The 24,989-nt window shown below is 75.1% G+C and carries 20 protein-coding genes; 8 read left to right on the top strand and 12 right to left on the bottom strand.

The genetic code is table 11. The features are described 5' to 3' along the window. Positions 1 to 48: 48 nt before the first annotated feature. The 3 genes from FH969_RS05165 to mtrA all read right to left on the bottom strand — a co-directional run bounded on the left by FH969_RS05165 (position 49) and on the right by mtrA (position 4,553). Positions 49 to 1,965, bottom strand: coding sequence for an LpqB family beta-propeller domain-containing protein (locus FH969_RS05165; protein ID WP_139986369.1), 1,917 nt, complete (start codon positions 1,963 to 1,965; stop codon positions 49 to 51). Between the two features lie 116 nt (positions 1,966 to 2,081). Then, positions 2,082 to 3,776 carry an MtrAB system histidine kinase MtrB gene (gene mtrB / locus FH969_RS05160; RefSeq protein WP_139986368.1) on the bottom strand — a complete coding sequence of 565 codons (1,695 nt, stop codon included), beginning with the start codon at positions 3,774 to 3,776 and terminating at the stop codon, positions 2,082 to 2,084. A gap of 93 nt (positions 3,777 to 3,869) precedes the next feature. Beyond that, a complete protein-coding gene (gene mtrA, locus FH969_RS05155; RefSeq protein ID WP_108717936.1) occupies positions 3,870 to 4,553 on the bottom strand; it encodes an MtrAB system response regulator MtrA in 684 nt (227 codons plus the stop codon). A 19-nt stretch (positions 4,554 to 4,572) separates the two neighbouring features. Between mtrA and FH969_RS05150 the strand changes: the two genes are divergently transcribed. Beyond that, positions 4,573 to 5,787, top strand: coding sequence for a hypothetical protein (locus tag FH969_RS05150; protein ID WP_139986367.1), 1,215 nt, complete (start codon positions 4,573 to 4,575; stop codon positions 5,785 to 5,787). Between the two features lie 30 nt (positions 5,788 to 5,817). On the opposite strand, the gene nhaA is transcribed toward FH969_RS05150, so the two are convergent. The 5 genes from nhaA to FH969_RS05125 all read right to left on the bottom strand — a co-directional run bounded on the left by nhaA (position 5,818) and on the right by FH969_RS05125 (position 11,310). Beyond that, entirely contained in the window at positions 5,818 to 7,101 is a 1,284-nt protein-coding gene (gene nhaA, locus FH969_RS05145) for a Na+/H+ antiporter NhaA (protein WP_139986366.1), read from the bottom strand. A gap of 134 nt (positions 7,102 to 7,235) precedes the next feature. After that, entirely contained in the window at positions 7,236 to 8,897 is a 1,662-nt protein-coding gene (ahcY, locus tag FH969_RS05140; protein WP_139986365.1) for an adenosylhomocysteinase, read from the bottom strand. Positions 8,898 to 9,450: 553 nt separating this feature from the next. Next, positions 9,451 to 10,389: a cation diffusion facilitator family transporter gene (locus tag FH969_RS05135; protein ID WP_139986364.1), complete on the bottom strand. Its 939-nt coding sequence runs from the start codon at positions 10,387 to 10,389 to the stop codon at positions 9,451 to 9,453. 236 nt (positions 10,390 to 10,625) lie between these two features. After that, positions 10,626 to 10,832, bottom strand: coding sequence for a Trm112 family protein (locus FH969_RS05130; protein WP_108717941.1), 207 nt, complete (start codon positions 10,830 to 10,832; stop codon positions 10,626 to 10,628). Positions 10,833 to 10,950: 118 nt separating this feature from the next. After that, positions 10,951 to 11,310, bottom strand: a complete 360-nt coding sequence (locus FH969_RS05125; RefSeq protein WP_108717942.1) for a DUF3499 domain-containing protein — start codon at positions 11,308 to 11,310, stop codon at positions 10,951 to 10,953. A 48-nt stretch (positions 11,311 to 11,358) separates the two neighbouring features. Between FH969_RS05125 and FH969_RS05120 the strand changes: the two genes are divergently transcribed. Next, positions 11,359 to 11,823 carry a metallopeptidase family protein gene (locus tag FH969_RS05120; RefSeq protein WP_234417757.1) on the top strand — a complete coding sequence of 155 codons (465 nt, stop codon included), beginning with the start codon at positions 11,359 to 11,361 and terminating at the stop codon, positions 11,821 to 11,823. A gap of 129 nt (positions 11,824 to 11,952) precedes the next feature. On the opposite strand, the gene FH969_RS05115 is transcribed toward FH969_RS05120, so the two are convergent. From FH969_RS05115 to FH969_RS05105, 3 genes are read right to left on the bottom strand one after another with little or no spacing between them, the layout of a single operon-like run. Next, entirely contained in the window at positions 11,953 to 13,614 is a 1,662-nt protein-coding gene (locus FH969_RS05115; protein WP_139986363.1) for a DUF5719 family protein, read from the bottom strand. Beyond that, positions 13,611 to 16,991 carry a glycosyltransferase gene (locus FH969_RS05110; RefSeq protein ID WP_139986362.1) on the bottom strand — a complete coding sequence of 1,127 codons (3,381 nt, stop codon included), beginning with the start codon at positions 16,989 to 16,991 and terminating at the stop codon, positions 13,611 to 13,613. The genes FH969_RS05115 and FH969_RS05110 overlap by 4 nt, the downstream gene beginning before the upstream one ends. A 13-nt stretch (positions 16,992 to 17,004) precedes the next feature. After that, positions 17,005 to 17,307 (bottom strand): WhiB family transcriptional regulator, encoded by a 303-nt coding sequence (locus FH969_RS05105; RefSeq protein WP_108717946.1) that lies wholly within the window; start codon positions 17,305 to 17,307, stop codon positions 17,005 to 17,007. Positions 17,308 to 17,465: 158 nt separating this feature from the next. Here FH969_RS05105 and FH969_RS05100 point away from each other — a divergent pair, with 158 nt between their 5' ends. The 5 genes from FH969_RS05100 (at position 17,466) to FH969_RS05080 (ending at position 22,708) form a co-directional block, all read left to right on the top strand. Next, a complete protein-coding gene (locus FH969_RS05100) occupies positions 17,466 to 18,128 on the top strand; it encodes a TIGR03089 family protein (protein ID WP_139986361.1) in 663 nt (220 codons plus the stop codon). A 118-nt stretch (positions 18,129 to 18,246) separates the two neighbouring features. After that, positions 18,247 to 19,542 (top strand): LCP family protein, encoded by a 1,296-nt coding sequence (locus tag FH969_RS05095; protein WP_139986360.1) that lies wholly within the window; start codon positions 18,247 to 18,249, stop codon positions 19,540 to 19,542. 38 nt (positions 19,543 to 19,580) lie between these two features. Continuing rightward, positions 19,581 to 20,498 (top strand): glycosyltransferase family 2 protein, encoded by a 918-nt coding sequence (locus FH969_RS05090; RefSeq protein WP_246071718.1) that lies wholly within the window; start codon positions 19,581 to 19,583, stop codon positions 20,496 to 20,498. A gap of 4 nt (positions 20,499 to 20,502) precedes the next feature. Continuing rightward, entirely contained in the window at positions 20,503 to 21,753 is a 1,251-nt protein-coding gene (locus tag FH969_RS05085) for a glycosyltransferase family 4 protein (RefSeq protein ID WP_246071717.1), read from the top strand. 151 nt (positions 21,754 to 21,904) lie between these two features. Further along, the gene (locus FH969_RS05080) at positions 21,905 to 22,708 is read left to right on the top strand and encodes a polyprenol monophosphomannose synthase (RefSeq protein ID WP_218975266.1); all 804 of its coding nucleotides are present in this window, start codon (positions 21,905 to 21,907) and stop codon (positions 22,706 to 22,708) included. A 70-nt stretch (positions 22,709 to 22,778) separates the two neighbouring features. Here FH969_RS05080 and FH969_RS05075 read toward each other — a convergent pair whose 3' ends face one another. Next, positions 22,779 to 23,912, bottom strand: coding sequence for a glycosyltransferase family 4 protein (locus FH969_RS05075; RefSeq protein ID WP_139986358.1), 1,134 nt, complete (start codon positions 23,910 to 23,912; stop codon positions 22,779 to 22,781). Between the two features lie 68 nt (positions 23,913 to 23,980). On the opposite strand from FH969_RS05075, the gene rfbA reads away from it, so the two are divergent. Further along, positions 23,981 to 24,844: a glucose-1-phosphate thymidylyltransferase RfbA gene (gene rfbA / locus FH969_RS05070; RefSeq protein WP_139986357.1), complete on the top strand. Its 864-nt coding sequence runs from the start codon at positions 23,981 to 23,983 to the stop codon at positions 24,842 to 24,844. Positions 24,845 to 24,989: the final 145 nt, after the last annotated feature.

Raw genomic sequence — 24,989 nt, 5'->3', positions numbered from 1 at the left:
CGATGCTGGCAGGCGCGCCCCGCGGCCGCGCCGAGCCTGTGGACGGCGTCAGCCCGGGAAGGCGGGCTCCCCCACGCCCGTGGTGACCTCGTCCCAGCGCAGCGAGACCCGCACGAGCAGCCGACCGTCCGCCGTCCCGACGAAGAGGTGCGAGACCCCCTCGCCCGCCGCGAGGGTGACGGCCTGGGGCGTGGAGGACACCACGGCGGACGGCCCACCCACCGTGACGGACCGGACCAGCGGGGCCGCCGAGGCGTCCTGGGTCACGAGCGCGGCCACCGTCGTGGGGTCGGCCCACGCGACGTCGAGCCCGCCCGCGAACGCGGCGAGCGTGGGCCCGAGCACGAGACGCGTCGGCTCGCCGTCGCCCCCGCGCACCACCGACGCGGCCACCAGCACCGCACGCCCGTCGCTCTCCCCGAGCACGACGGCGCGCGCCCCCTCCCGGGACAGCCGCACCTGACGAGGGCTCAGCTGGGCGAGGCCGTCGGCCGCGACCGTGACCACCTGGCCGTCCGGGCCCACCGCCCGCAGGTCCGCGGCGCCGCGATCCCCTGTCCAGACCCAGCCGAGGGGGTCCTGGGAGGGCGGGAGCGGATCGGTGAGGGCCAGAAGCTCCGTCACCGCGCCGTCGGGAGCGACGTGGACGAGCGAGGACCCTGCGAGCGCGGCGAGCCCCGCCGCCGGGTCGTACGCGGGCGCCGGGTCGGTCAGTCCCGTCACCGCGGGCGCGTCGTCCGCCGCGACGCCCGAGGCCCACGCGACCCACGGCACCACGTCGTCGTCGGTCACGACGACGAGCCCCTCCTCGCCGACGCCGACGAGCACGTCGCCGACGTCGGCGCCGAGGCTCGGCGTGGGGGCGTCGGCCGCGGGCTCGTAGGGCGTGCCCGCGAGCCACACCGTCACGTCCCGCACGCCGGGCACCCCGAGCAGGGTCTCCTCGATCTGGGCCACCGCCAGGTCGCGCGACGCCGCCGGGACGTCCGCGGCCGACTGCGCGAGGTGCACCTCGACGCTGCCGTCGTCCGCCACCGCGACGCTGCGGCCCTGCTCGAGGCTCGCCTCGGTGGGGATCCGCGTCACGACGGCGGGCGCAAGCCACGGCGCCGGCCCGCCGAGCAGCAGCGTCACCGCGTACGAGGCGGAGTTGCGCACCGGCACGTAGCGCACGTCCGGCACGAACGAGGCGGCATCGGGCGTGAGGAACTGCAGCGGGACGGCCCGGAACACCTGGGAGAACTGGAACTCGGTGAGCAGGAGGCCCTGCGGGAGGGTCTCGATGCGCCACTCCCCCTCGACCCGGACCAGCCCGAACGCGAGCTCGGAGGTCCCGGGCGACTCCGAGACCGAGTACACCCCGCCCGGGTCGAGGTCGCCCGCCGCGACGACGGCGAGCGTGACCGTCACGCGATCGCCCGCGGTAGCGGCACTGCCCGCGCCGTCCGCACCCCCGCCGCCGGGCGCGCCCGTGCCGTCGGTGTCCGGTGCCGGCGTGACGGGGGCGGGCTCGCCGTCGTCCGTGCCGTCCGTCCCGCTGCCGGTCGCGCTCGTGGCGGCACCGGCACCGTCGACGTCACCGTCACCGTCATTGTCGACGTCGTCCGTCGCGGAGTCGGTCGCGTCCTCAATCGCTGCGTCCTGGTCGTCCACCCGGAAGCTCTGCGGCTCGTCGTTGCGCGCGATCACCACCTCCGCGAGGGGCGACCACTGCGCGCCGGCCGACGTCGTGAGGTAGGAGCGGGCAACCTCGAAGTCCCCGTCGGCCGACAGCCCGGCCGGTCCGGCGGCGAGGAAGCCCTGGACGATCTCCTGCGGCCCGTCCCCCGGGCCGGGGCGGCTCGCCTCGATGCGGATCGCGTCGGCGGCGGGCGCCGCCGTGCGGCCCTGGTGCACCGGGCCGGACACGGGCAGCTGCGCGCAGCCCGCGACGAGGCCCGCGAGCGCCAGCACGACGGCGAGCACCGCCGCGCGCCTCGTCCTGCGGTCGCTCCCTGGGCCGGTCCCCCGGGCAACACCACTGCCGGTCCCTGGGCCGGTCGCCCGGCCGGTCGGGCGACCCGCTCGCTCCGCGACGGCGGTCATGGCCCCACCTCTCTGGTCTCGCCGAGCTCCGGCAGCGCCGCCGGCGACGGACCGGTGCTCACGCGTGTGGGCTCGGGATCCGCCGTCGTGCGCTCGAGCGGCCCGGGCGAGCTCGTCACCACGACGCCCGCGCGACGCGGCAGCGTGAGGCGGAACGACGCGCCGACGCCGGGCCTGCCCCACGCCTCCAGCCGGCCGCCGTGCAGCCGCGCGTCCTCGAGCGAGATCGCGAGCCCCAGGCCCGTGCCGCCGATGGTGCGGGCACGGGAGGGGTCCCCGCGCCAGAAGCGGTCGAACACCTGCTCGGTCTGCCGGGCGGTCATGCCGACCCCGTGGTCGACGACGCTCACGGCCACCGCGCGGTCGTCCGCCGCCACGACCACCTCGATGGGCCTCCCCTCGGCGTGCTCGATCGCGTTCGCGAGCAGGTTGCGCAGCACGCGCTCCACACGTCGCGGGTCCAGGTCCGCGCGGCACGCCTGGCCCGGCTCCTCGAGCACGAACGAGGTGCCCATCCGCTCCGCGAGCGGCGCGGCGAGGTCGACGGCGCGGCGCACCACGGTGCGCACGTCGAGGTGCTCGACGTCGAGCACGGCCGCCCCCGCGTCGAACCGCGAGATCTCGAGCAGGTCGGCCAGCAGCGCCTCGAACCGGTCGACCTGGGCGTGCAGCAGCTCGGCGGACCGGCGCGTGGTCGCGTCGAAGTCCCCGCGCGCGTCGTAGAGGAGCTCGCTGGCCATCCGGATGGTGGTGAGCGGCGTGCGCAGCTCGTGCGACACGTCCGAGACGAACTGCTGCTGCACGCGCGAGAGGCCCGCGAGCCGCTCGATCTGGTCCTGCAGGCTCTCGGCCATCTCGTTGAAGCTGCGGCCGAGCAGGGCCAGCTCGTCGCGGCCGTGCTCCGTCATGCGCTCGTCGAGGTGCCCCGCGGCGAGCCTCTCCGCCGTCCGGGCCGCCTGCTGCACCGGGCCGAGCACCTGCCGGGTGAGGTACAGCGCCATCGCGGCGAGCAGCCCGAGCAGCGCGAACGCCGCGAGCGCGAGGGTCTGCTGGATGAGCGTGAGCGTGCTCTGCTCGGGGATGAGGCTGTAGACGAAGTACAGCTCGTACGCGCCCACCTCCGGCGGGAAGACGCGGGCGCCGACCACCACGCCCGGGCCCGTGCCGTCGGCGGTGTCCACCGTGACCGCCTGCCACTGCTGCGTCGTGGAGTCCTGCACGGCGCTGCGCAGGTCCTCGCTCAGGGCCACCGGCGAACCCACCGAGAAGTCGATCGGGCTGATCCCCGTGTCCGACGGGCTGCGGCGCAGCATCGTGCCGATCGCGCCGGATCCCGGGCTCTGCGCGGCCCGCACGATCTCGAACGCCACGGACTGCACCTGGGCGGGTGTGGTCGCCGTCGCGGCATCCAACTGAGCCTGGATCTGCGCGGTGCGCGAGGACGCGTCCGCGAGCGCCTCGGCCACGCGCTGGTCGTACAGGGCGTCCCGCACCCGGTCGGAGAGGTAGGCCGAGACCAGCGCGAGCGCGACGATGCCCACCACGGTCGTGACGGCCAGCACCCGCAGGCGCAGCGAGCGCCGCCACGCGCTGCGCGCCTGCGCCAGCGCGATGGCGATGCGTCGGCGCGGGCGCAGGCCGCGCCAGCGGGGGCGCGGGCGGGCGTCCGTCGGGGAGGCGACAGTGCTCACGGGCTGCTCACGGACTGCTCGGGGGTCTCGGCGGGCTCACGGTGCTGGGCCGTCTGGGAGGTCGCGGGTCGCGGTGGCTCGAGGCTCGGTCGCTCAGGTGGTCGGCGTCCCGGCGCGGTAGCCCACGCCGCGCACCGTGACGACCACCTCGGGGTGCTCGGGGTCCCGCTCGATCTTCGCCCGCAGGCGCTGGACGTGCACGTTCACGAGGCGGGTGTCGGCCTGGTGCCGGTAGCCCCAGACCTGCTCGAGCAGCGCCTCGCGGCTGAACACCTGCCACGGCTTGCGCGCGAGGGCCACGACGAGGTCGAACTCCAGCGGGGTGAGCGCGATCTGCTCCCCGCCGCGCAGCACGCGGTGGCCCGCGACGTCGATCACGAGGTCGCCGATGTGCAGGCGCTCGGTGGAGTCGTGGTCCTGGCGGCGCAGGCGCGCCTTGACCCGCGCGACGAGCTCCTGGGGCTTGAACGGCTTGACCATGTAGTCGTCCGCGCCCGCCTCGAGCCCGCGCACGACGTCGAGCGTGTCGCTGCGCGCAGTCAGCATCACCACCGGCGTGTCGGCCAGGCGGCGGATGTCGCGGCACACCTCGATCCCGTCCTTGCCCGGCAGCATGAGGTCCAGCAGCACGAGGTCGGGGCCGACCTCGCTGAACACCTCGAGCGCGTGCTCGCCGTCGGGACAGAAGGCCGCCTCGAACCCCTCCGAGGCCAGCACGATGCCGATCATCTCGGAGATGGCGGGGTCGTCGTCGACCACGAGGATGCGTGAGCTCATGGGCCTATCGTGTCATTCCGTGACCACTGGCCGGGGCTGGGACGACGGGCGGTGGCAGCCCCCCGACCTCACGCCCCCGCCACGGCCCACCACCGGCCGCCGCGCGGGCGCTCCCGGACGCGCCGCGGGCGCCGGCGGCGACGACGACAGCGCCGCCCCGCCCGTCCTTCCCCCGCCGGCCCCCGCGGGCCCTCCGCCCGCGGACCGACGTCCGCTCGCCGTCGGCGACCTCGTCGACGCCACCATCGCGGCGATCCGCGCCGCGCCACGCGTGATGTGGACGTTCGGCGCGCTGGTCGTCGTGCCGCTGGGGGTGCTGGCCGCGCTGCTCTCGGCGCACTCGCGGTTCGCGGCCCAGATCGAGCACGGCCTGGACGTGGCCGTCCCGCCGGACGCCGGAGCCGAGATCGACGCGATGCTCTCGCAGGCGCTCGTCTCGACCCTCGGCGCCCTCACGTCGGTCCTCGGGACGGCACTGCTCGGCGCGGTCGCCGCGGTGACCCTGCGGCAGGTCGCGACCCGCGGCCGGGCCGACGTGCGTGGGGTGTGGCGCGCGGTGCGCCCCCGGGTGCCGGGCGTGCTGGCGATCGCGGCGCTCGTCGTCGTGCTCCTCACCGCGCTGGTGGCCGCGGTCGCGGGTGCCGTGGTGCTCGCGGGCGCGCTGGGCGGGGTCCTCGTGGCCGTCGGTGCCGGCGTGCTCGCCACGACCGCCGCGCTCGTCGCCGCCGCCCGGGTGCTGCCCGTGCTCGCGCTCGCCGCGCCGCAGCTCGGCGTCTCGCCCGCACCGGGCGTGGCTGCCGCCCTGCGTGCCGCGACGGTCCTGGCGCGTGGGACGCGCTGGCGGCTGATCGGCATCTGGCTGCTCACGACGATCACGCTGCACATCGCCGCGGGCGTGGTGAGCTCGCCCGTCGCGTTCGTCGCATCGCTGCTCCCGGCGACCTCCGGGCCGGTCTCGGGCTGGGTCGTCGCGGTGCTCGGCGGAACCGTGGCCGCCGCCCTCACCGCACCGATCGGCGCACTGGTGCTCGCCGTCGTGCACGCCGACCTCGCCGAGGTCGCGGGGCTCGGCGCCGGGGCACGCTCGGGCGCCGCCACCCCGGTCGACTCCGCGCACGCTGCCGGGTCGAGGTCGACCGCGCCCACGGCCCCTCCGCACACCCCGCCCGCGGCTGCGCCAGGAGCGCCCACGACCCCAGCGGACCCGCCGCACCCGGGGCGCCCGAGCCTCTAGCCCGGGCCGCCGGCCGCGCGGCCCGGGCTGCTACTGCGCGGACGTCCCGCGCCCGGTCCGGACCAGCCGGAGCGCCACGGCCCCGATCGCGGCCGCCACCACCGAGGCGAGCAGCACCACGAGCACGACCTCCTCCGCACGGTGGGTGCCCTCGAAGGCGAGCGACCCGATGAGCAGCGACACCGTGAACCCGATGCCGCCGAGTGTGGCGACGGCCCCGATCTCGCGCCAGCGCACGCCCGGGGCGAGCGTCGCGCGGGTGAATCGGCACAGCAGCCACGTGGCGCCGGTGATCCCGAGCGGCTTGCCGAGCACGAGACCGAGGAAGATGCCCCACGCCACCGGGTCGACGAGCGTCGAGCCGAACAGGCTCGGGTCGATCACGACGCCGGCCGTGAACAGCGCGAACACGGGTACGGCGACTCCCGCCGAGACCGGCCGCCAGCCGTGCTCGAGGCGCTCGGCGAGGCTGTCGCGACCGTCGTCCGTGCGCTCGGGGGCCGACGGCGCCGACGCTTCGGGTCGGGGTCGGCTGCTCCGACGAGCCACCGCCGGCACGACGAGCCCGAGCGCGACGCCCGCGATGGTGGCGTGCACCCCGGCCTCCAGCGTCGCGTACCACGCGAGCAGCCCGAGCGGCACGGCGACGACGGCGAGCCAGCGGCCGTCCGCGAGGCGCGTGCGGACCACGAGGGCGAAGGCCGCGACGGCCAGCGCGGCCATGCCGAGCCAGCCGAACCGAAGGCCGTCGGAGTAGAAGACCGCGATGACGAGGATCGCGAGGAGGTCGTCGACGACGGCGAGCGTGAGCAGGAAGGCGCGCACCGCCGTCGGGAGCGAACGCGCGACGAGCCCCAGCACGGCGATCGCGAACGCGATGTCGGTCGCGGTGGGCACTGCCCAGCCGGACACGTCCCCGCCCGCAGCGGCCGCGTTGATCGCGACGTAGATCGCGGCCGGCGCCAGCATCCCGCCGAGCGCCCCGACCATGGGCACGACGGCGGTACGTGCGTGTCGCAGCTCGCCCACCTGAATCTCGCGGGTGAGCTCGAGTCCGACCACGAAGAAGAAGACCGCCAGCAGCCCGTCGGAGGCCCAGTGCGCGACCGAGAGGTCGACGGGACCGACGGCGAGATGGTGGTGGGAGAGCCGCTCGAACGCGTCCGACGTGGGTCCGTTCGCGAGCACGAGGCCGAGCACGGCACCGATGATGAGCAGGACGCCGCCGGTGCGCTCACCTCGGAGCGTGTCGGCGAGGTTGCGCTCGGCGCCGGGGGTGAGCCGGCTGAACAGGGGCGTGCGTGGGACGGTCATGGCGGCTCCGGGGTCGACGAGACGGTGCCGACCAGTCTTCCCGGCGCTCCGCGAGAAACTCTACCGACCCTGCCGCGGAGCGTGCCCGCGCCCTGCCGCGCCCGTGGTGGGACGCACCGGCCGGCGCCTCCGGCTCAGTACCGGTAGTGCTCGGGCTTGTACGGCCCGGCGACGTCGACGCCGAGGTACTCCGCCTGCTCCTTCGTGAGCTCGGTGAGGTCGACGCCGAGCGCCTCCAGGTGCAGACGCGCGACCTTCTCGTCGAGCGCCTTCGGGAGGCGGTGCACGTCGAACCCCGTGCCCTCCTGAGCGCCCTCCTGCCGGACCTCGCCGCTCGAGGCGAGCTCGCCGTCGTGCGCGCGCTCCTGGTCCTGCTCCGCGTCCGCCACCTGCAGGCGGAGGTACTCCGCGCCCGCGTGCAGGTCGAGCTGCGCGAGCACCTGGTTCGTGAACGACGCGCTCATCACGAAGCTCGGGTGCCCCGTGGCGTTGCCGAGATTGAGCAGTCGACCCTCGGAGAGCACGATGACGCTGCGCTCGGGGCGCGCGGGGCGGACCACGCCGTCCGGACCGATCTCCTCGTCCTCCGCAGGCAGCGTCCACTCGTGCACCTGTGGCTTGATCTCGGTGCGAACCACGCCCGGCACGGCCTCGAGGCCCGCCACGTCGATCTCGTTGTCGAAGTGGCCGATGTTGCCGAGCACGGCCTTGTCCTTCATCGCACGGATGTGGTCGACCGTGACGACGCCGACGTTGCCCGTGGTGGTGATGACGAAGTCGACGCGGTCCACGACCTCCTCCAGGCGCGCCACCTGGAAGCCGTCCATCGCCGCCTGCAGCGCGCAGATCGGGTCGATCTCCGAGACGATCACGCGGGCGCCCTGACCGCGCAGCGCCTCCGCCGCGCCCTTGCCGACGTCGCCGTAGCCGACGACGAACGCCGTCTTGCCACCGATGAGCACGTCGGTCGCGCGGTTGAGGCCGTCGGGCAGGGAGTGCCGGATGCCGTATCGGTTGTCGAACTTCGACTTGGTGACCGAGTCGTTGACGTTGACGGCCGGGAACAGCAGCTCCCCGCGCTCGGCGAGCTGGGCGAGGCGGTGCACACCCGTGGTGGTCTCCTCGCTCACGCCGCGCAGGCCCGCCGCGATCCGGGTGAACCGGCCCGGGTCGGCCGCCAGGCTGCGCCGCAGCGTCTCGAGGAAGACGATCCGCTCGGCGCTGTAGCCGCGCTCGCCCGGCTGCGGGTCGCTCTCGACCGCGCCCCGCCGCTCGGCCGCCACGCCCTCGTGCACGAGCATCGTGGCGTCGCCGCCGTCGTCGAGGATGAGGGTCGGGCCGACGTCCTCGCCCGTGGCGGGGTCGATCCAGGTGAGGATCTCGTCGGTGCACGCCCAGTACTCCGCGAGGCTCTCGCCCTTCCACGCGAAGACCGGCACCCCGCGCGGCGCCTCGGCGGTGCCGCCGTCCTCGGGACGTCCGACGGCGACGGCGGCCGCCGCCTCGTCCTGCGTGCTGAAGATGTTGCAGCTCGCCCAGCGGACCTGCGCGCCCAGCGCCGTGAGCGTCTCGATCAGCACGGCGGTCTGCACCGTCATGTGGAGGCTGCCCGCGATGCGCGCCCCCGAGAGCGGCTGCGACTCCGCGAGCTCGGCGCGCAGCGCCATGAGGCCCGGCATCTCGTGCTCGGCGAGGCGGATCTGGTGGCGACCGGAGTCGGCGAGGGCGAGGTCGCGCACGCGGACGTCGAGCGTGCCCGACGGCGTGGCAAAGGTCTGGCGCTGGGGTGCGGTCACGGTCGCACAGCGTACGCGCCCGGGGTGCGCCGCAGTCGGTGCGCGGCGTCGGTATTGCGGTCGGTGTCGCAGTCGGTGCGCGCCGACGGTATTGCGGTCGGTGTCGCAGTCGGCGCGCGCCGACGGTATTGCGGTCGGTGTCGCGGTCGGTGCGCGCCGCCGGACCTTCCGTCGGCCGGAGAAGCCCCCTCGACCGCGCGGCCGCCCGCCGCGCGGGTAGCCCGGAGCTTGCCGCACCGCCCAGAACGGCCCGTGGCGACGAGACCGGCCCGCAGCGGACCGTTCTCGTCGCCACAGGCCGTTCTCGACGAAGGTGGCGCCGCGGTGGAGACCCCCAGGGCCGTTCTCGACTCCACGGGCCGTTCTCAACGACACGCGCACGCCCGGGTGCCCTCGCGAACGTGCTCAGAGGGCCGTTCTCGACGCCACGGGCCGTTCTCAACGACACGCGCACGCCCGGGTGCCCTCGCGAACGTGCTCAGAGGGCCGTTCTCGTCGCCATGGGCCGTTCTCGACGGCGGATGCGACGCTGCGGCACTCGAGGGGGCGCGACTCAGTCGGTCGCGGTGTCCTGACTCACGGCGCGGCGCAGGTCCGGCTCGAGGTAGATCACGCGGGCGATCGGCACCGCGGCGCGGATCCGACCCTCGGCCGAGTCGATCGCCGCCGCCACGTCCGCGGCGGTCGACGCGCTCGGGACCTCGATCTTCGCCGCGACGAGCAGCTCCTCGGGCCCGAGGTGAAGGGTCTTGAGGTGGATGACGGAGGTCACGCCGTCGCCGGCTGCGGCGGCGAGGACCGCGTCCACGACGTCGGGCTCGGCGCCCTCGCCGAGCAGCAACGACTTGGTCTCCCGGGCCAGCACGAACGCGATGCAGACGAGCAGCGCGCCGATGGCGGCCGAGCCGAGGGCGTCCCAGCGCCCGTCGTGCGTGAGGAGCGTGGCAGAGACCCCGACGAGCGCGAACGCGAGCCCGATCAGGGCGCCGAAGTCCTCGAGCAGAATGACGGGCAGCTCGGGCGACTTCGAGCGCCGGATGAACTGCCACCACGACCCGGAGCCCTTGTGCGGCCGCGACTCGTGGATGGCGGTGCGGAACGAGAAGCCCTCCATCCCGATCGCGGCGGCCAGCACGACGAGCGGCACCCACCACCACTGCCCCTCGATCGGGTGGGGGTGGCGGAACTTCTCGTACGCCTCGTAGAGGGCGAACACGCCACCAAGCGTGAAGAGCACGATCGACACGACGAACGCGTAGAAGTACCGGGCGCGGCCGTAGCCGAACGGGTGCTCGGCGTCGGCCGCGCGCACCGCACGGCGTCCGCCCAGGAGCAGGAGGAGCTGGTTGCCCGAGTCGGCGACCGAGTGCACGGCCTCCGCGAGCATCGAGGAGGAGCCGGTCAGCACGTACGCGACGAACTTGGTGACGGCGATGCCGAGATTGGCGGCGAGCGCCGCGAGGATCGCCTTGGTGCCGTGCTGCGCTGACATGTCCGCCTCTCGACCGGGTTGCGGATCGCATCGTAACGACGTGGCATCGGGCGTCGTACCGGCGCCCACGGCGGGCGCCCACGACGGGCGCCCACGTCGGGCGCCGCCCACGGCGGTCCACGCGGCGGTCGCGGCGAGCGTCCCTCGCGACCGCGGTCGGACGGGCGCCCACCGGCCGCTCCCCCGTCGCCGGCTGCCCCGCCGGGACGGACGCGAGCGAGGGCGCCCGCGGTGCCTCAGCCCAGCGGTCGAGCCTCGTCAGGCAGCAGCACGGGGACGCCGTTCCGGACGGGGTAGGCCAGCGGCTCGTCGGGGCTTGTGTTGTGCAGCTCGGGCTCGCCGTCGGGTCCGGTGCCCTCGCGCAGGGGCGTGCGCGTCACGGGGCAGCGCAGCGCGTCGCGCACCCACTGCGCATCGCCCGCTCCGAGATCGGGTGTGGTCATCGTCGTCGCTCCTCGCTGGTGGTCTCGGTGCCCGGGTTCTCGGGTTCCTGGGTGGCTGACGCCCTGTGCACGAAGCGCACGAGGCGCGCCAAGCGCACGGTGCGCCGTCGCGCCCTCGTCACTCCCCGCCGTCGAGCACGCGAAGGTGTCCGCGGCGCGAGCCCGAGGCAGCCGACGGCGGCGGGGGTGCCGTGGGCGCGGGCGCGCGCGAGGCCTCGCGCACGGCGTCCGCGAGGGCGACGAGGTCGTCGGGGGTGGGCGCCGGCGCTGCGTGATCGAGGTCGACCGCGAGGCGCACCACCTCCCACCCTCGCGGCACCGTCAGGCGCCCGGCGTGCTCCGCGCACAGGTCGTAGGAGTGCGGCTCGGCCTGCGTGGCGAGCGGGCCGAGGACCGCCGTGGAGTCGGCGTACACGTACGTCAGGGTCGCGACGGCGGGGCGAACGCACGTGGCGCGCGTGCACTGGCGGATCCTCACCCCGCCACGCTACCCGCTCACCCGAGCCCCCGACGTTAGGCTCGGACGGTGTCCCGCACCCCCCGCGCGCTCGACCCGCTCACGATCCCGTCGCGCCGCGGCGCGCGTCGGCGTGACCGCCGCGGTCGCGGCCTGCGGGGCCCGTTGCTGCCCCCCGGGATGCCCGCGAGCCGGACCCGCGCGGAGCGCTTCGAGGACGCGGTGCTCGACGCGGTCGAGCTCCTCGAGCAGCGCTGGTCACGCCAGCTGCGCGACGTCGAGTTCGCCGTCGAGGACGTTCCGCCGTCCGATCCGGCGCCCTGGGAGCACGGCCCCGCGCTCGGCCGGGCGTTCGCGGCGGACGCCGTCGCCGGCCTCAGCGCGCGGATCGTGCTCTACCGCCGGGTGGTCGAGGAGCGGTGCGACGGCGAGGAGGAGGTCCGCGCACTGGTGCGGGCCGTCGTCGTGGAGCAGGTCGCCGAGCTGATCGGGCAGCCGCCCGAGGCCGTCGACCCGGGCTACCGACCGGACTGACCTGAACCGGTGCGCGCCGCCGGGCTCGAGCCGATCGGGCCGTGGCAGGAGCGCTGGTCGGTGGCCGCCGAAGCCGTGCTGGCCTGAGCCGAGGGCCCGGTCCGAGCAGGATCCGAGCAGGACGAGAGGTCAGCCCAGCGACACGCGGATGGCGGCGGACCGCTCCACCTGCGGGTCCTGCTGCGCGCCGATCACGCTGACGAGCTCCCCCAGCGGGTCGGTGTAGGTGAGGACGGCGCCCGCGGCGACGGGCGCGTCAGACGTGAGCCGTACGAGGGCGGGCGACGAGCCGAGCTGCGAGACGTCCAGCGCGACGCTCCGACCGGCGGGCACGTCGACCTCGACGGTGCCCACCACGGTGCCCGTGGCGTCGAGCGCCGTGGCCGTCACGGTGGCGTCCTCGACCGCGCCGATCACGAGCTCTCCCCGCTCGACCACCGACCCGAGGCCGGGCAGCGCGACCGCCTGCGACGTCCCCGAGGCGACCGAGGACAACCAGGCACGGTCGACGACCGGGACGTCGGGGTCCTCGGGCGCGGGCTGACCGACGCGGACCAGGGACGCACCGGTCACGACGGGCAGGTCGGAGGAGACGCGCACCGTGTAGGTCCCCGGCGGCGCTCCGCCGAGGGTCACGTCCGTCACCGCGCCCGCCTCGACCACGAGCCCGTTCAAGCCACTGATCGGGACGACGCCGTCGGAGCCGAGGAGCTCGATCGAGACGGTCGCGGGCGTCTCGCCGGGGTTGAGCACGCGGACGAGGGCGGTGTCCTCGTCGTCGATCGTGCTGCTGCCCAGGACGACGCCGGGCACGAGCGCCTCGACGCCGGGCGCCGCGGTCGCCGACACGACGTCGGTGCCCGCGGGGGTCAGGCCGTCGAGCTGGTTCGTCGCGATCGTGGCGCTGACCAGGCCGCCCGCGGCGGTCAGCTGCAGCGCGAGCCGGTCCTGGTCCGGGGCGACGGCCTCGAGGGAGACCGTCTGCTGCGACCCCGGCGGCACCACGACGGCGGTCGAGGTGAGCGCCACGGGTCCGGTCGCGCCCCAGGCGGCGAGCGTGACGGTGGCGGCCGTGGACCCGGCGTTGCGCAGGCTCAGCGTTGCCGAGGAGCCGATGGTCGTACGACCGCCCGCGAACCAGAGCGTCGACGACCCGGCCGGGCACGAGGCCGCGGACAGGCCCCGCAGGTCGCCGGAGTCCGCCCGCGACGCCGTCGCGGCGACGGCGAACGCGGCCGCACCCCCGGCGGGGTCGGCGCGCAGCACGCTCGGCTCGGCCGGGTCAGCGAGCGTCCCGATCGCGCCGTCAGGGCCGGGGGTGAGGGCCGTGCCGGCCGCGGTGAGCGTCCCGAGGGTGGCGCTCGGGAGCGCTCCGCCGCGCGCGAGCACGGCGCCGAGCACCTGCGTCGTGGTCGTCGAGGCGCCGGAGAGCTCGGAGTCGGTAGCCGCACCGGACGTCGCGGCGGGCGCCGTCGGGCAGGTCAGGGCCACCCCCGTCGGCGGCACGGCCACGGCGAGCGGCTGCGCCTGCGCGACCTGCGCCGTCGGCAGCGCACTCGCGCCGACCACGACCCCGGCGCCGAGCGCGAGCACCCCGAGCGCGGACACGATCCGCAGCGTGCGGGTGAGGCCCTCGCGGCCCGGGTGGATCGAGCGAGGCCGGCGCTTCCCACCCTGCCGGGGCGCCTTCGTCGCCTCGGCACGCTCGGGCGCCGTGGCCTCGTCGCCGGTCGTGCTCACCTCGCGCTCGCGGCCGGCGTCGAGCCCGGAGTCGGTCTCGGACGTGCTCATACGACCTCCTCGGGGGTGCGCCGTCGGGCCGGGAGCGCGAGCAGGAGCGTGAGGCCCAGCACCACGATCTGCACGACGACCCACGGGGTCCGCACCGGGTCCACGTAGCTGATCTCGAGCTGCCCGGACGCGCCCGCGGGCAGGGTCCACGCCTGACGCCAGTCCGTGGTCACGGGCTCGAGCGTGACGCCGTCCAGGCGCGCCACCCAGCCGGGATCGGCTCGCTCCGCCAGCACGACCGTGCGGTCGGCCTCGCCGGAGAGGATCTCGCCCCCGGCCTGGACGACGCCGGACGTCAGGCCGCCCACCGGCAGGTCGCGGCTGGTCACCACGACGTTCGGGGACCCGGTGCCGTCGGCCTCGAGCACCCGGGCGCGCGCCGCGACGTCCGCGACGACGCGCCAGATCGAGCCGGACGCGTTCGTGGTCACCTTCTCCAGGCCCGCGGTCGCGTCGAGCTCGGCCGCCAGGGCCGCCGCGGCCGACGGGTCCGCACCCGGTCGCGCGGTCGAGTCCGGGTTCGCGACGACCACGACGGCGACGCCGTGCGTCAGGAGCGCGGGCACGGCCTCGTCGGCGGCGACGGTCAGGCGCGACACCGCGACCGCGAGGTCGGCGTCCGCGGCGTCCGGCGCGGCGATCTCGGGGCTCAGGGGTGAGCCCGTGAGCGCGAGCGTCGTCAGCGCACCGTCGACGAGCTGGGGTCCGTCGGCGCGCCAGAGCTGGACGTCGAGCCCGTCCGCGGTCGGCGTGAGCGAGAGCACACGAGCCGAGGCGGCCGAGACCTGCACCTGGCGCCCGAGGGCCGGAACGGGGTCGGCGCCACGCGCGGCTACCTCGACGACGCCGGGGTCGCTGCGCACCGCGAGCACCCACGTGACCGCGCCCGCGGCGGGCCCGAGCGCGGCCAGCGCCACGAGCACCGCCGAGGCGGACTGCCGCCAGCCGAAGGTCGCGCCGCCGAGGCGACGGCGCATGCCCTCCCCCGCGACGGCTGCGGCGAGCAGCGCACCGAGCAGCGCGAGGGAGAGTGCGGGACCGGGCCAGGTGCCGACGCTCGACTCGACCCCGCCGTCGACGTCGGTGCCCACGCCCACGAGCGGGAGGGTCACCGCGGCGGCGAGCGCGAGCACCGCCAGCAGCCAGCCGATCCGGACGGTCACCGCCTGCGCGCCGCCGCGCAGCAGCGCGGCGAGTGCGGCGAGCACCACAGGCGCCGCGAGGGCGAGCGGGAGCCAGGCGAGCGCCGACGGCAGCCAGGTGACGGGTGCCGGATCCAGGGGCCAGAGCAGGGCCGACTGCCACGGCGACGCCACGGTGAAGGCCTCGACGGCGCCAGGCTCGGACAGCAGGAGCCGGACGAGCTGGTCGGCGCCGCCGTCCGCGCCCGCAGCCGACGTGAACGGTGCGGTGAGCCACGGTCCGAGCAGCGCGAGCGCCGGCACCGCCACGAGCACGAGGCGCCCGCGACCGGCGTGCAGGCGACGCGCCCGACGCGGCAGCGCCAGCGCGAGCACCGCGAGCAGCACGAGCCCGAGCGGGAGCAGCAGGGGCGCCCCCGCGCAGGCCACGGCGAAGGCGAGCCCGGCGGCCGCGCACGCGCCGATCGAGCCGATCGGCCCGGGGGAACGTCGCCCGGAGGTGAGCGCCAGGGCGGGCGCTGTTTCGGCGTCGTCGACCGCGGAACGGTGGACACGCTGCGCCCCGACCATGCCAGACAGCACGACGTCGCGCCGCTGGACGCCGAGCCCGCGCGCCACGCCGAGCGCGACCCAGGGCAGCGCGAGGTGCGCGACCACGGCTCCGACCCGGCCGTCCGCGACGGCCGTGAGGAGCGGGGGCATGAGCGCCCAGGCCCCCGCGACCCAGGCGCGGACCCCGACGCTGCGCGTGGCGGCACCGGCGGCGAACCACGCGCCGATCGCCGCGAGCGGCAGCGCGCCGACCAGGAGCGCGGTCAGGACCACCGTGACGGGGGTCCCCCACAGCCCGCCGACCAGGGTCGTCAGCGCGGCCAGGACCAGGAGGAGGGGTTCGGCGAGCACGGCATGGCCGTCCCCGACGGCGAGCCACGGCGACGTCGCCAGCGTCCAGAGCGAGCGCACGTCGCCGTCGACGGGCAGCAGCGCACCGCCGACGAGCGGACCGGCGAGGATCCAGGAACCGACGGTGACGAGCGCGACCGCCACCGTCGCGAGCACGACGAGCGAGAGCGTGGTGCGGCGGCGCCGGGCGAGCGCCGCGGCCTCGCGGATCTCCAGCTCGGAGCGCGCTCGCGCGGCGCGGCGCAGCGCGGCCCGCTGCAGTCGCTGGTCGCGCCACGTCGCGAGGCGCTCGCCGAGCCCGACCTGCAGCGGACGCAGCACGCGACGCGGCAGCACGCTCGTGCGCCGCGCCTGGCGCCGCGCCCGGCTCACCGCGGAGAGGCCGGCCGTGGCCGCGAACGGCGCGCGCAGCTCCGCCCCGACGAGGTGGAACTCCTTGGTCACGAGCCGTCCGAGCGCGCGGACCGGCGCGAGCAGGTACATCCCGAGGAACGCGAGCACGGCACCGATCGGGGTCGCACCGGCGAGCCGCGCGTGCAGCACCGCCTGGCGCCGCGCCGGCCAGGACCGCTCGGGCTCGGGGGCCGCGTCCACCGCCGGTTCGCCGTGCCGCGGGGCGCGCAGCGCGAAGTAGCTCGCGCGGGCGTGCCGGACGGTCGCTCCGGGCGCGATGACGACGCGGTGCCCGGCCAGGCGTGCGCGCCGGGCGAGATCGGCGCCGTCGCCGAACGGACCGAGCGCCGGATCGGTCCCGCTCAGGGCGTCCCACACGTCGCGGCGCACGAGTGCGCCGGCGGTCCCGACGGCGAGCACGTCCGACCGGTCGTCGTACTGGCCCTGGTCGATCTCGTGCTCCTCCAGCGCCGTGAAGCGGCGACCGGACCGGGTCATCCCGACGCCGACCGAGATCAGCTCGTCCGGGGCCGTCCACTCGACCTGCTTGGCGCCCACGACGGCGACCGAGGAGCCCTGCTCGGCCGCGCGACGCAGCTGCGTGAGCGCGTCGGGCTCAGGGGCGCTGTCGTCGTGCAGGAGCCAGAGCCACTGCCCGCGCGCGCCGGGTCGGTCGCGCAGCACCGCGCGCACGGCAGCGCCGAACGTGGCGGCGTTCGCGGCCGGCAGCACGTCGGCCCCCGCGAGGCCGGCCGCCTCCGCGGCGTCCCGGACCGCGGCGAGCGCGGTGGGGTCCCACACCGCGACGAGGACGCGGTCGGGTGGGGTGGACTGCCGCAGGATCGCGGACAGCGTGCCTTCGAGCCAGGGAGTGACATTCCGGGTCGCCACGACGGCGAGCACCGACACGGGCTCGCGCAGCGGCGCAGCGGAACTCACGACGTGCGGCGCCTCAGACTGCTCGGCGCTTCAGCCGGCGCCGCTCCCGCTCGGAGAGCCCGCCCCAGATGCCGAACCGCTCGTCGTTCGCGAGCGCGTAGTCGAGGCACTCGGCGCGCACCTCGCACGAGGCGCACACCTTCTTGGCCTCGCGGGTGGAGCCGCCCTTCTCCGGGAAGAACGCCTCGGGGTCCGTCTGGGCGCACAGTGCGCGCTCCTGCCACTCCAGGGCGCCCTCACCGAGGAAGGGCCCCGAGTTGAGCGCTGACCATGCGGTCGGTGAGGCGAGAGGTCCCTCGCCCAGGATGTTCCACATCCGCTGCCTCCGAAGGTCTCGCTCGCTGGTCAGGTCCACCGCAGCGCTGCGGCGGTATGTGAATTACACGCGTGTCATCCCCTCGTAGTCAAGCCGATGCGTGGTATCCGCCTCGGCTCCTCGGCGTGTCGCCGGGGGATCGCCGTAGGTTCGGGAGCATGATGCTCGATCCCCATGCCGCGTTCTCGTCCCTGCTGGCGAGCGGTCCCCGCCCGCGTCTGACCTGGTCGGGCGGCGGTGAGCAGCTCGAGCTGTCCGGCCGCGTGTGCGCCACCTGGGCGGCCAAGGTCGCCAACCTCCTCGTCGAGGAGATCGACGCCGGGCCGAACACGCGGGTCCACCTCGATCTCCCGCCGCACTGGCGAACGGTCGTGTGGGCGCTCGGCGCGTGGTTGACCGGGTCCTGCCTCGTCCTTCCGGACGACGGCGCCGACGCGACGCCGGGGCCCGACGGCGAGCCTCGGCCGGTCGCGTCGGCTCCCCTCGACGTCGTGGTCACCTCGCGCCCGGGCCCGTGGGAGGAGACGTGGGCCGCGGGCCGTGCGCGGCCGGAGCTCGCCGTCGCCGTCCCGCTGCCGTCGTTCGCGATGCGCTGGCCGGGCGACCTGGCGTCGGGCTGGCTCGACGGTGCGGTCGACGTCGCGGCGCAGCCCGACGCGCTCGGCCCGGTCGCCGCCTTCCGGCCCGACGCCGTCGCGCTGGCCGGTGCGGGCTGGCACGCGCCGTTCGCCGACGTCACGCGGGCGGCACGCGTCACCCCCGTGGCCGAGGTGCTCGCGCTGGCGGCCGGCGCGTCCGCCGACGTGCGCGGGCCTCGCTGAGGTCGCCGGCCGCGTCGCCCGGCTCGGTGACCGACGTTCACAACACTTCCACGGGCGCCCCGCAGGCCGCTCCCGCGCTCGACCGGTGCCCTCCTGCCCGTCCCCATACGATCAGGGCGTGACCTCTTCCCCCATGGCTCGCTGGCGGCATGCCCGCCGCAACCCGTCGCGATCCCTGCTGCGCGGTGTGCTCACGTCTGGGGTCGGGATCATCGCCTTCGTCGTCGGCGGCGTCACCTTCGCCTACGCCGACATCCAGAACAACATCACGTCGCTCGACGTCGAGGACCTCGTCAACGGGGCCATCGCGACGAGCGCCACGCAGTCGGCCTCCGCGGAGGCGACGTACGACGACCCGAAGACGGGTCAGCCGATGAACATCCTCGTCATGGGGACCGACGATCGCAGCGGCGAGAACGCTGAGATCGGGGGCAACGACGCGGGCATGCGCTCGGACACCACGCTGCTGTTCCACATCTCGGCGGACCGCAGCCGGATCGACGCCGTCTCCATCCCGCGCGACCTCCTCACGCCGATCCCCGCCTGCCCCCTCCCCGACGGGTCGTCGACGTGGGCGCAGGACGACGCGATGTTCAACTCGGCGTTCTCCCAGGGCTCCTCGCAGTCCGACACGGGGTCGGACGAGGCCCGCCAGTACGGCGCGGCCTGCACGATCCTCACCGTCCAGCAGATGACGGGCCTTACCGTCGACGAGTTCGCCCTCGTGGACTTCGCCGGGTTCCAGCGCATGGTGGACGCGGTCGGCGGGGTCGACGTGTGCCTGGCCGAACCGCTCCAGGACGACTACACCGGCCTGGACCTGCCCGCCGGCCAGCAGACGCTCGACGGCGTGCAGGCGCTCCAGCTGGCGCGCGCCCGACACAACATCGGCGACGGCTCGGACATCAACCGGATCGACCGCCAGCAGCAGCTCCTCACGGCCATGATCGACGAGCTCATGTCGAAGAACCTGCTGACGAACTCCCGCGAGCTCTACCAGTTCCTCTCGGCGGCGACGCAGTCGCTCACCACCAGCCCGGGGCTGTCGCAGATCACGTCGCTCGTCGGCCTCGGCATGTCGCTCGACAACCTGTCGCTCAGCGACGTCACGTTCGCCACCGTGCCGTTCGTCTACGAGGGCGCCCGGGTCCGAGCGACGGCGACGGCCGACGACGTGTGGGCGGCCCTCGCGGCCGACCAGCCCCTCTACACCGCGCTGCCCGAGCTCGCACCGGCCCCCACCGCCACCCAGGAGGCTCCCGCCGGGGACCCGGCCACGAGCGACCCGGCGCCCGAGGGCGAGGTGGCGACGTCGGACGGCTCGGGTGCCTCGGACCCGGCCGCTCCGGCTACGAGCGACGCGCCGCAGCCGACTCAGGACGCAACGCCCAAGACCATCACCGCGACCTGTTGACCCGACGTCACCCGCGCGCGCTCGATAGGCTCCCTGCCGTGCCGGACCCCGCCATGCCTGACATCGAGTCGCCGGATCTCGAGTCGACCGACCCGGCGGCGACCGGCTCCGCGCCACCGGACGTCCGGGTCGTGACCGTCTTCTTCGACTCGCGCGAGGCGCTGCCGGCCTTCCTCGAGTCGGTCCGCACCGCCTCCACCCGGCAGCTCGAGGTCGTCGTCGTCGACAACGCGTCGCGGGTTCCGCTCCGGCACGACGAGCTGCCCGACGGCGTGCGCCTGGTCCGCGCTCCGTCGAACCTCGGGTACGGGGGCGGCGCGAATCTTGGTCTGGCCGACGCCCGTGGCGAGTGGGTCGTCGTGGCGAACCCCGACGTGGTGTGGGAGCCGGGTTCGCTCGACACCGTCCTCGCGCACGCGGCCGCGTGGCCGCGCGCCGGCGCGTTCGGACCGACCGTGCTCGAGCCGGACGGCTCCGCCTACCCCTCGGCCCGCCGCTTTCCCTCGATCGCGACTGGCGTAGGCCATGCCCTGCTGTCCCGTGTGTGGCCGACCAACCCATGGACGCGCGCCTACCGTCAGGAGGGGGGCGACTCGACGGCCGACCGCACCACGGACTGGCTGTCGGGCTCGTGCCTCGTGCTGCGCCGGGAGGCGCTCGCGGAGGTCGGTGGTTTCGACGAGGACTACTTCATGTTCTTCGAGGACGTCGACCTCTGCGCCCGGCTCGCGGCGAGCGGCTGGTCCAGCGTCTACGTGCCCGCGGCGCGGATCCGGCACGACCAGGGCCACTCGTGGCGTGCGAAGCCCGCGGCCATGCTGCGCGCCCATCACGTCAGCGCCTACCTCTACCTCAGCCGCCGCTACCCGCGCTGGTACCACGCTCCCGTCCGGCTCGCCTTGCGCGTCGGACTCGCCGCTCGCGTCCGCGTCCAGACCTCGTGGTCGCAGCGATGACGATGTGGGCACCCGACACATTCGCCGTGGATCGACGAGCGAGGTTGCCACGCCTTGCGCGACGCTGACCGCTGGAATCGGAGCGCGTGCCGTACGGAGCAATCGCTCTTGGCGCCCCTGCCCTTGCTCGCCCGCGACTAGCGTGGCCCTCGTGCCCGTCCTGACCCTCGTCACCGAGCAGACCGTCGCGCCGGTACCCGGCGGCACCGGCCGCTACACGGTCGAAGTGGGCCGCGCGCTGGCGCGGTCCGCCCCCGCGGACTGGCAGATCCGTGGGCTGTCAGCCTGGCACCGGAACATCGGCCCGGCACGAATCAGCGGCATCGCAGGACCGCGACGAGTTCCCGTACCACGACGTGCCCTGACGGCGCTGTGGGAATGGGGTCTCCCACCGAGGGTGCCGGGTGACGTCGTGCATGCGACAACCCCCCTCGCACCGACCGCTCGACACCTGCGCCGCGGCGCGCTCGTCGTCACCGTGCACGACGCGGTGCCCTTCACCCATCCCGAGCTGCTCACCGCACGCGGCGCCGCGTGGCACCGCCGGATGATCGCCCGGGCCGCCCGGACAGCCGACGCGGTCGTCGTGCCGACCGAGGCAGTGCGACGCGTCCTCAGCTCGTTCGTCGACCTGGACACCCGCGTCGCGGTGATCGGCGAGGGGGTCGCCGAAGCCTTCCTCGAGCCGGTCACGCCGCGCTCCGTGAGCCGCGTGCGCGACAGGCTCGGCCTCCCCGAGCGCTACCTCGTGGCGGTGGGAACGCTGGAGCCGCGCAAGGGCCTCTCGACGATCATCGAGGCGCTCCCCCTGCTCCCCCAGGACGTCCACCTCGCCGTCGTGGGCCCGTCGGGCTGGGGCGACGCCGCCCCGCGCGCTTCCGAGCGGGTCCACCTGCTCGGCCGCCTCAGCGACGCGGACCTGGCAGCAGTGGTCGCGGGTGCCGCCGTGTCGGTGCACGCGAGCCGGGAGGAGGGCTTCGGCCTGCCGCTCGTCGAGGCGATGGCCGTCGGCACCCCGGTGCTGCACTCCGACATCCCGGTGTTCGGCGAAGTCGCCGAGCACGCGGGCGCGACCTTCGCCGTCGACGACGCAGCCGGGCTCGCCGCCGAGGCGAGCCGGCTGCTCTCCTCGCCCGCCGATCGGGTCGCAGCGGTCGCCGCGGGCCGGACCGTGGCGACCCGCCATCGCTGGGAGGACACGGCCGCGCGTCTGTGGTCGTTGTACGCCGACCTCACCGCGTCGTTCGGCACGTGACGCCACCACGCCGCGCGTGCTCCCGCGCGGCTCGGGCATGATCGGCGCCGACCGCTGACGCGGTGGAAAGCAGCGCGGGACGGCGCGGGCCCACCGTTACTCTGAGGTCTCCGCCGATCGCTCGTCGATCCCGCACGCCATCGAGGTCACCGTGTCACGCAGCTCCGACCCTGCCTCTGCGCTCGTCATCATCCCGACGTACAACGAGCGGGAGAACATCGAGTCGATCGTGTCCCGCGCGCTCGGGACCGCGTCGGTGGACGTGCTGATCGTGGATGACGGCAGTCCGGACGGCACCGGTGAGATCGCTGACGCGCTGAGCGCTGCGAACGAACGGGTCCACGTCATGCACCGCACCGAGAAGAACGGCCTCGGCGCCGCGTACCTCGCGGGCTTCGCGTGGGGCCTCGAGCGCGGCTACGACCTGCTGATCGAGATGGACGCCGACGGCTCGCACCCGCCGGAGCGCCTCCCCGCACTCATCGCCGCGGTCACGGGCGACGAGACCGGCCGGGTCGGTGGCGCCGTCGGGTCACGATGGGTGCCGGGTGGGTCCGTCGTCAACTGGCCGCGATCGCGCGAGTTCATCAGCCGCGGCGGCAGCTGGTACGCGCGCACGATGCTCGGGCTTCCGGTGCGGGACGTGACGGCCGGGTACCGCGTGTACCGCGCCGCCGTGCTTGAGCAGATGATCGACGGCGCGGTCGACTCGCGCGGCTACTGCTTCCAGATCGACCTCACCCGCCGCGCCTACGCCGCCGGCTACGAGCTCGTCGAGGTCCCGATCGAGTTCCGCGAGCGCGAGAACGGCGAGTCCAAGATGAGCGGCTCGATCGTTGCCGAGGCGGTCGTCAAGGTGACCGGATGGGGACTTGCTCGCCTCGTGGGTCGGGGCCGCCCCCGCGTCTCCGGGGCGAGCTCCGGCACTGGCACCGAGAACGAGCCGACCCGCTGACCCCCTCGAGCCCCGGCTTCGCCCGCGACGCCGGCCGACCACGCGTTCTCGACCAGGTCGCACGGGTCGGTCAGGCTCCCGCGGCCGCCCGGTAGGCCGCGACGCACCCGTCGGCGGTCCGGTCCCAGTCGAACGTCGCCGCGCGAAGCGGTGCCCGACGGCGCAGCTCGGCCAGGCGCTCGGCGTCGCCGAGGAGCGCCTCGAGGCTGCCGGCGATCTCCTCGTCGCTCGTCCCGGTGTAGGCCACCGCGTCGCCCCCGACCTCGGGCAGCGACAACCTGCGCGTGGTGAGCACCGCCGCCCCGCACGCCATGGCCTCCAGCACCGGCAGCCCGAACCCTTCCCCGAGGCTCGGGTAGGCCACGAGCTCCGCGCCGCCGAGGTAGCCGGCCAGGTCCTCGATCGGCAGGTAGCCGGGCGCCAGCACCTGCAGCCCGTCCGGCACCGCCGCGACCGCCGGTCCGACCTGGTCGTCCCAGCCGGGCGGTCCGGCGAGGACGAGTGCCGGGGGGTCGCTCATCCGCCCGGCCGCCGCCACGAACCCCCGGACCAGGGCGGGGACGTTCTTGCGCGGCTCGAGCGTGGCGAGGAACGCCACGTATGGGCGACCCGACAGGCCGAGGTGCGCGGCGGCGTCGTGCCTCTCGCGCTCGGTGGGCGGACGGAACCGCGCGTGGTCGACGCCGAGCGGCGCCACCGTGAGCCGCCGGCGGTCCGCGCCGGCCCACGTCACGAGCTCGTCGGCGGAGGCCTGCGAGACCACGACGCACGCCGCGGCGCGGCGCAGCGAGAGCCGCGTCCAGGTCCGGAAGAAGTGCCGCTTCGCGGGCACGTGGACGCCCGGGTCGGAGAAGAACGTGGCGTCGTGGAGCGTGACGACCACCGGCACGGGCGAGGCCAGCGGCATCGTGTAGTGCGGGGAGTGCACGACGTCGGCCCTCAGGCGCCGCGCCAGGCTCGGCAGCCCGGTCTGCTCCCACACCAGCCGGCGCGCGGTCGGCTCGATCGCGGCCGGCGCGGACTCGATCCGGGCGTGCGGCGCCAGGACCGCGAAGCGCTCCGCGTCGCGCGCCTGGGTCACCACCGCGAGGGGGTAGTGCCGTGCCGACAGCGCCCGCACGAGCTCTTCGACGTAGCGACCGACGCCTGCGCGGTTGGCGGGGATCGCTGTCGCGTCGAGCAGCACGCGCGGGTCGCGGGACACAGGACTCCTCGAGGTCTCGGCAGGGTATGGTCACACCGTCGCACGGGGTTCATGCCACGATGGGGTCCATGCGCGGCATCATTCTGGCAGGCGGTTCCGGGACCCGACTTCACCCCATCACGATGGGCGTCAGCAAGCAGCTGGTCCCCGTGTACGACAAGCCGATGATCTATTACCCCCTTTCGACGCTCCTCCTCGCGGGGATCCGGGACGTGCTGGTCATCACGACTCCGCACGACGCGCCGCAGTTCCAGCGCCTGCTCGGCGACGGGTCGCAGTTCGGCATCTCGCTCACCTACGCCATCCAGGCCGAGCCGAACGGGCTAGCCCAGGCGTTCGTGCTCGGCGCCCCGTTCATCGGCCAGGAGAAGGCCGCGCTGGTGCTCGGCGACAACATCTTCTACGGCCAGGGCCTTGGCTCACGGCTCCAGCGATTCGCCGACATCGACGGCGCCGCAGTCTTCGCCTACCGCGTGGCCGACCCGACGGCATACGGTGTCGTGGAGTTCGACGAGGCGGGGCGGGCGCTCTCCCTCGAGGAGAAGCCCTCTCAGCCCAAGTCGAGCTATGCCGTGCCGGGTCTGTACTTCTACGACAACGACGTCGTCGCCATCGCCCGTGACCTCCAGCCCTCTCCTCGCGGGGAGTACGAGATCACCGACGTGAACCGCCACTACCTCGAGCAGGGCCGCCTGCAGGTCGAGGTGCTCCCGCGCGGCACTGCGTGGCTGGACACCGGGACGTTCGACTCGCTGCTCGACGCGTCGAACTTCGTCCGCACCATCGAGAAGCGCCAGGAGATGAAGGTCGGGGCGCCCGAGGAGGTCGCCTGGCGACGCGGGTTCCTCACGGACGACGAGCTGCGCGAACGCGCCGAGAAGCTCGTGAAATCCGGGTACGGGTCCTACCTGCTCACGCTGCTCGCCACCTGAGCCCCGCGCGGTCCGCGCTCACCCGTTCGGGCCGCGCGGCCTGCGGGCTGCACGCACACGGAGAGCGCCCGACACAGCGTCGGGCCCTACAGCGTCGCGTCCACCCAGGCGATGAGCTGCTCGAGCCCGCGCTGCAGGTCCACCT

This window comes from Miniimonas arenae (assembly GCF_006351005.1).
Taxonomy (GTDB): Bacteria; Actinomycetota; Actinomycetes; order Actinomycetales; family Beutenbergiaceae; genus Miniimonas; species Miniimonas arenae.
Note: the sequence above shows the minus strand (reverse complement) of the source record. Positions and strands in the feature narration are given on the sequence as shown.

Coding starts and splice junctions, on each gene's coding strand:
- mtrA (WP_108717936.1), bottom strand. CDS start 4,553: ATGAGCTCACGCATCCTCGTGGTCGACGACGACCCCGCCATCTCCGAG.
- nhaA (WP_139986366.1), bottom strand. CDS start 7,101: ATGACCGTCCCACGCACGCCCCTGTTCAGCCGGCTCACCCCCGGCGCC.
- FH969_RS05135 (WP_139986364.1), bottom strand. CDS start 10,389: ATGTCAGCGCAGCACGGCACCAAGGCGATCCTCGCGGCGCTCGCCGCC.
- FH969_RS05130 (WP_108717941.1), bottom strand. CDS start 10,832: ATGACCACACCCGATCTCGGAGCGGGCGATGCGCAGTGGGTGCGCGAC.
- FH969_RS05115 (WP_139986363.1), bottom strand. CDS start 13,614: ATGAGCACGTCCGAGACCGACTCCGGGCTCGACGCCGGCCGCGAGCGC.
- FH969_RS05105 (WP_108717946.1), bottom strand. CDS start 17,307: ATGTGGAACATCCTGGGCGAGGGACCTCTCGCCTCACCGACCGCATGG.
- FH969_RS05100 (WP_139986361.1), top strand. CDS start 17,466: ATGATGCTCGATCCCCATGCCGCGTTCTCGTCCCTGCTGGCGAGCGGT.
- rfbA (WP_139986357.1), top strand. CDS start 23,981: ATGCGCGGCATCATTCTGGCAGGCGGTTCCGGGACCCGACTTCACCCC.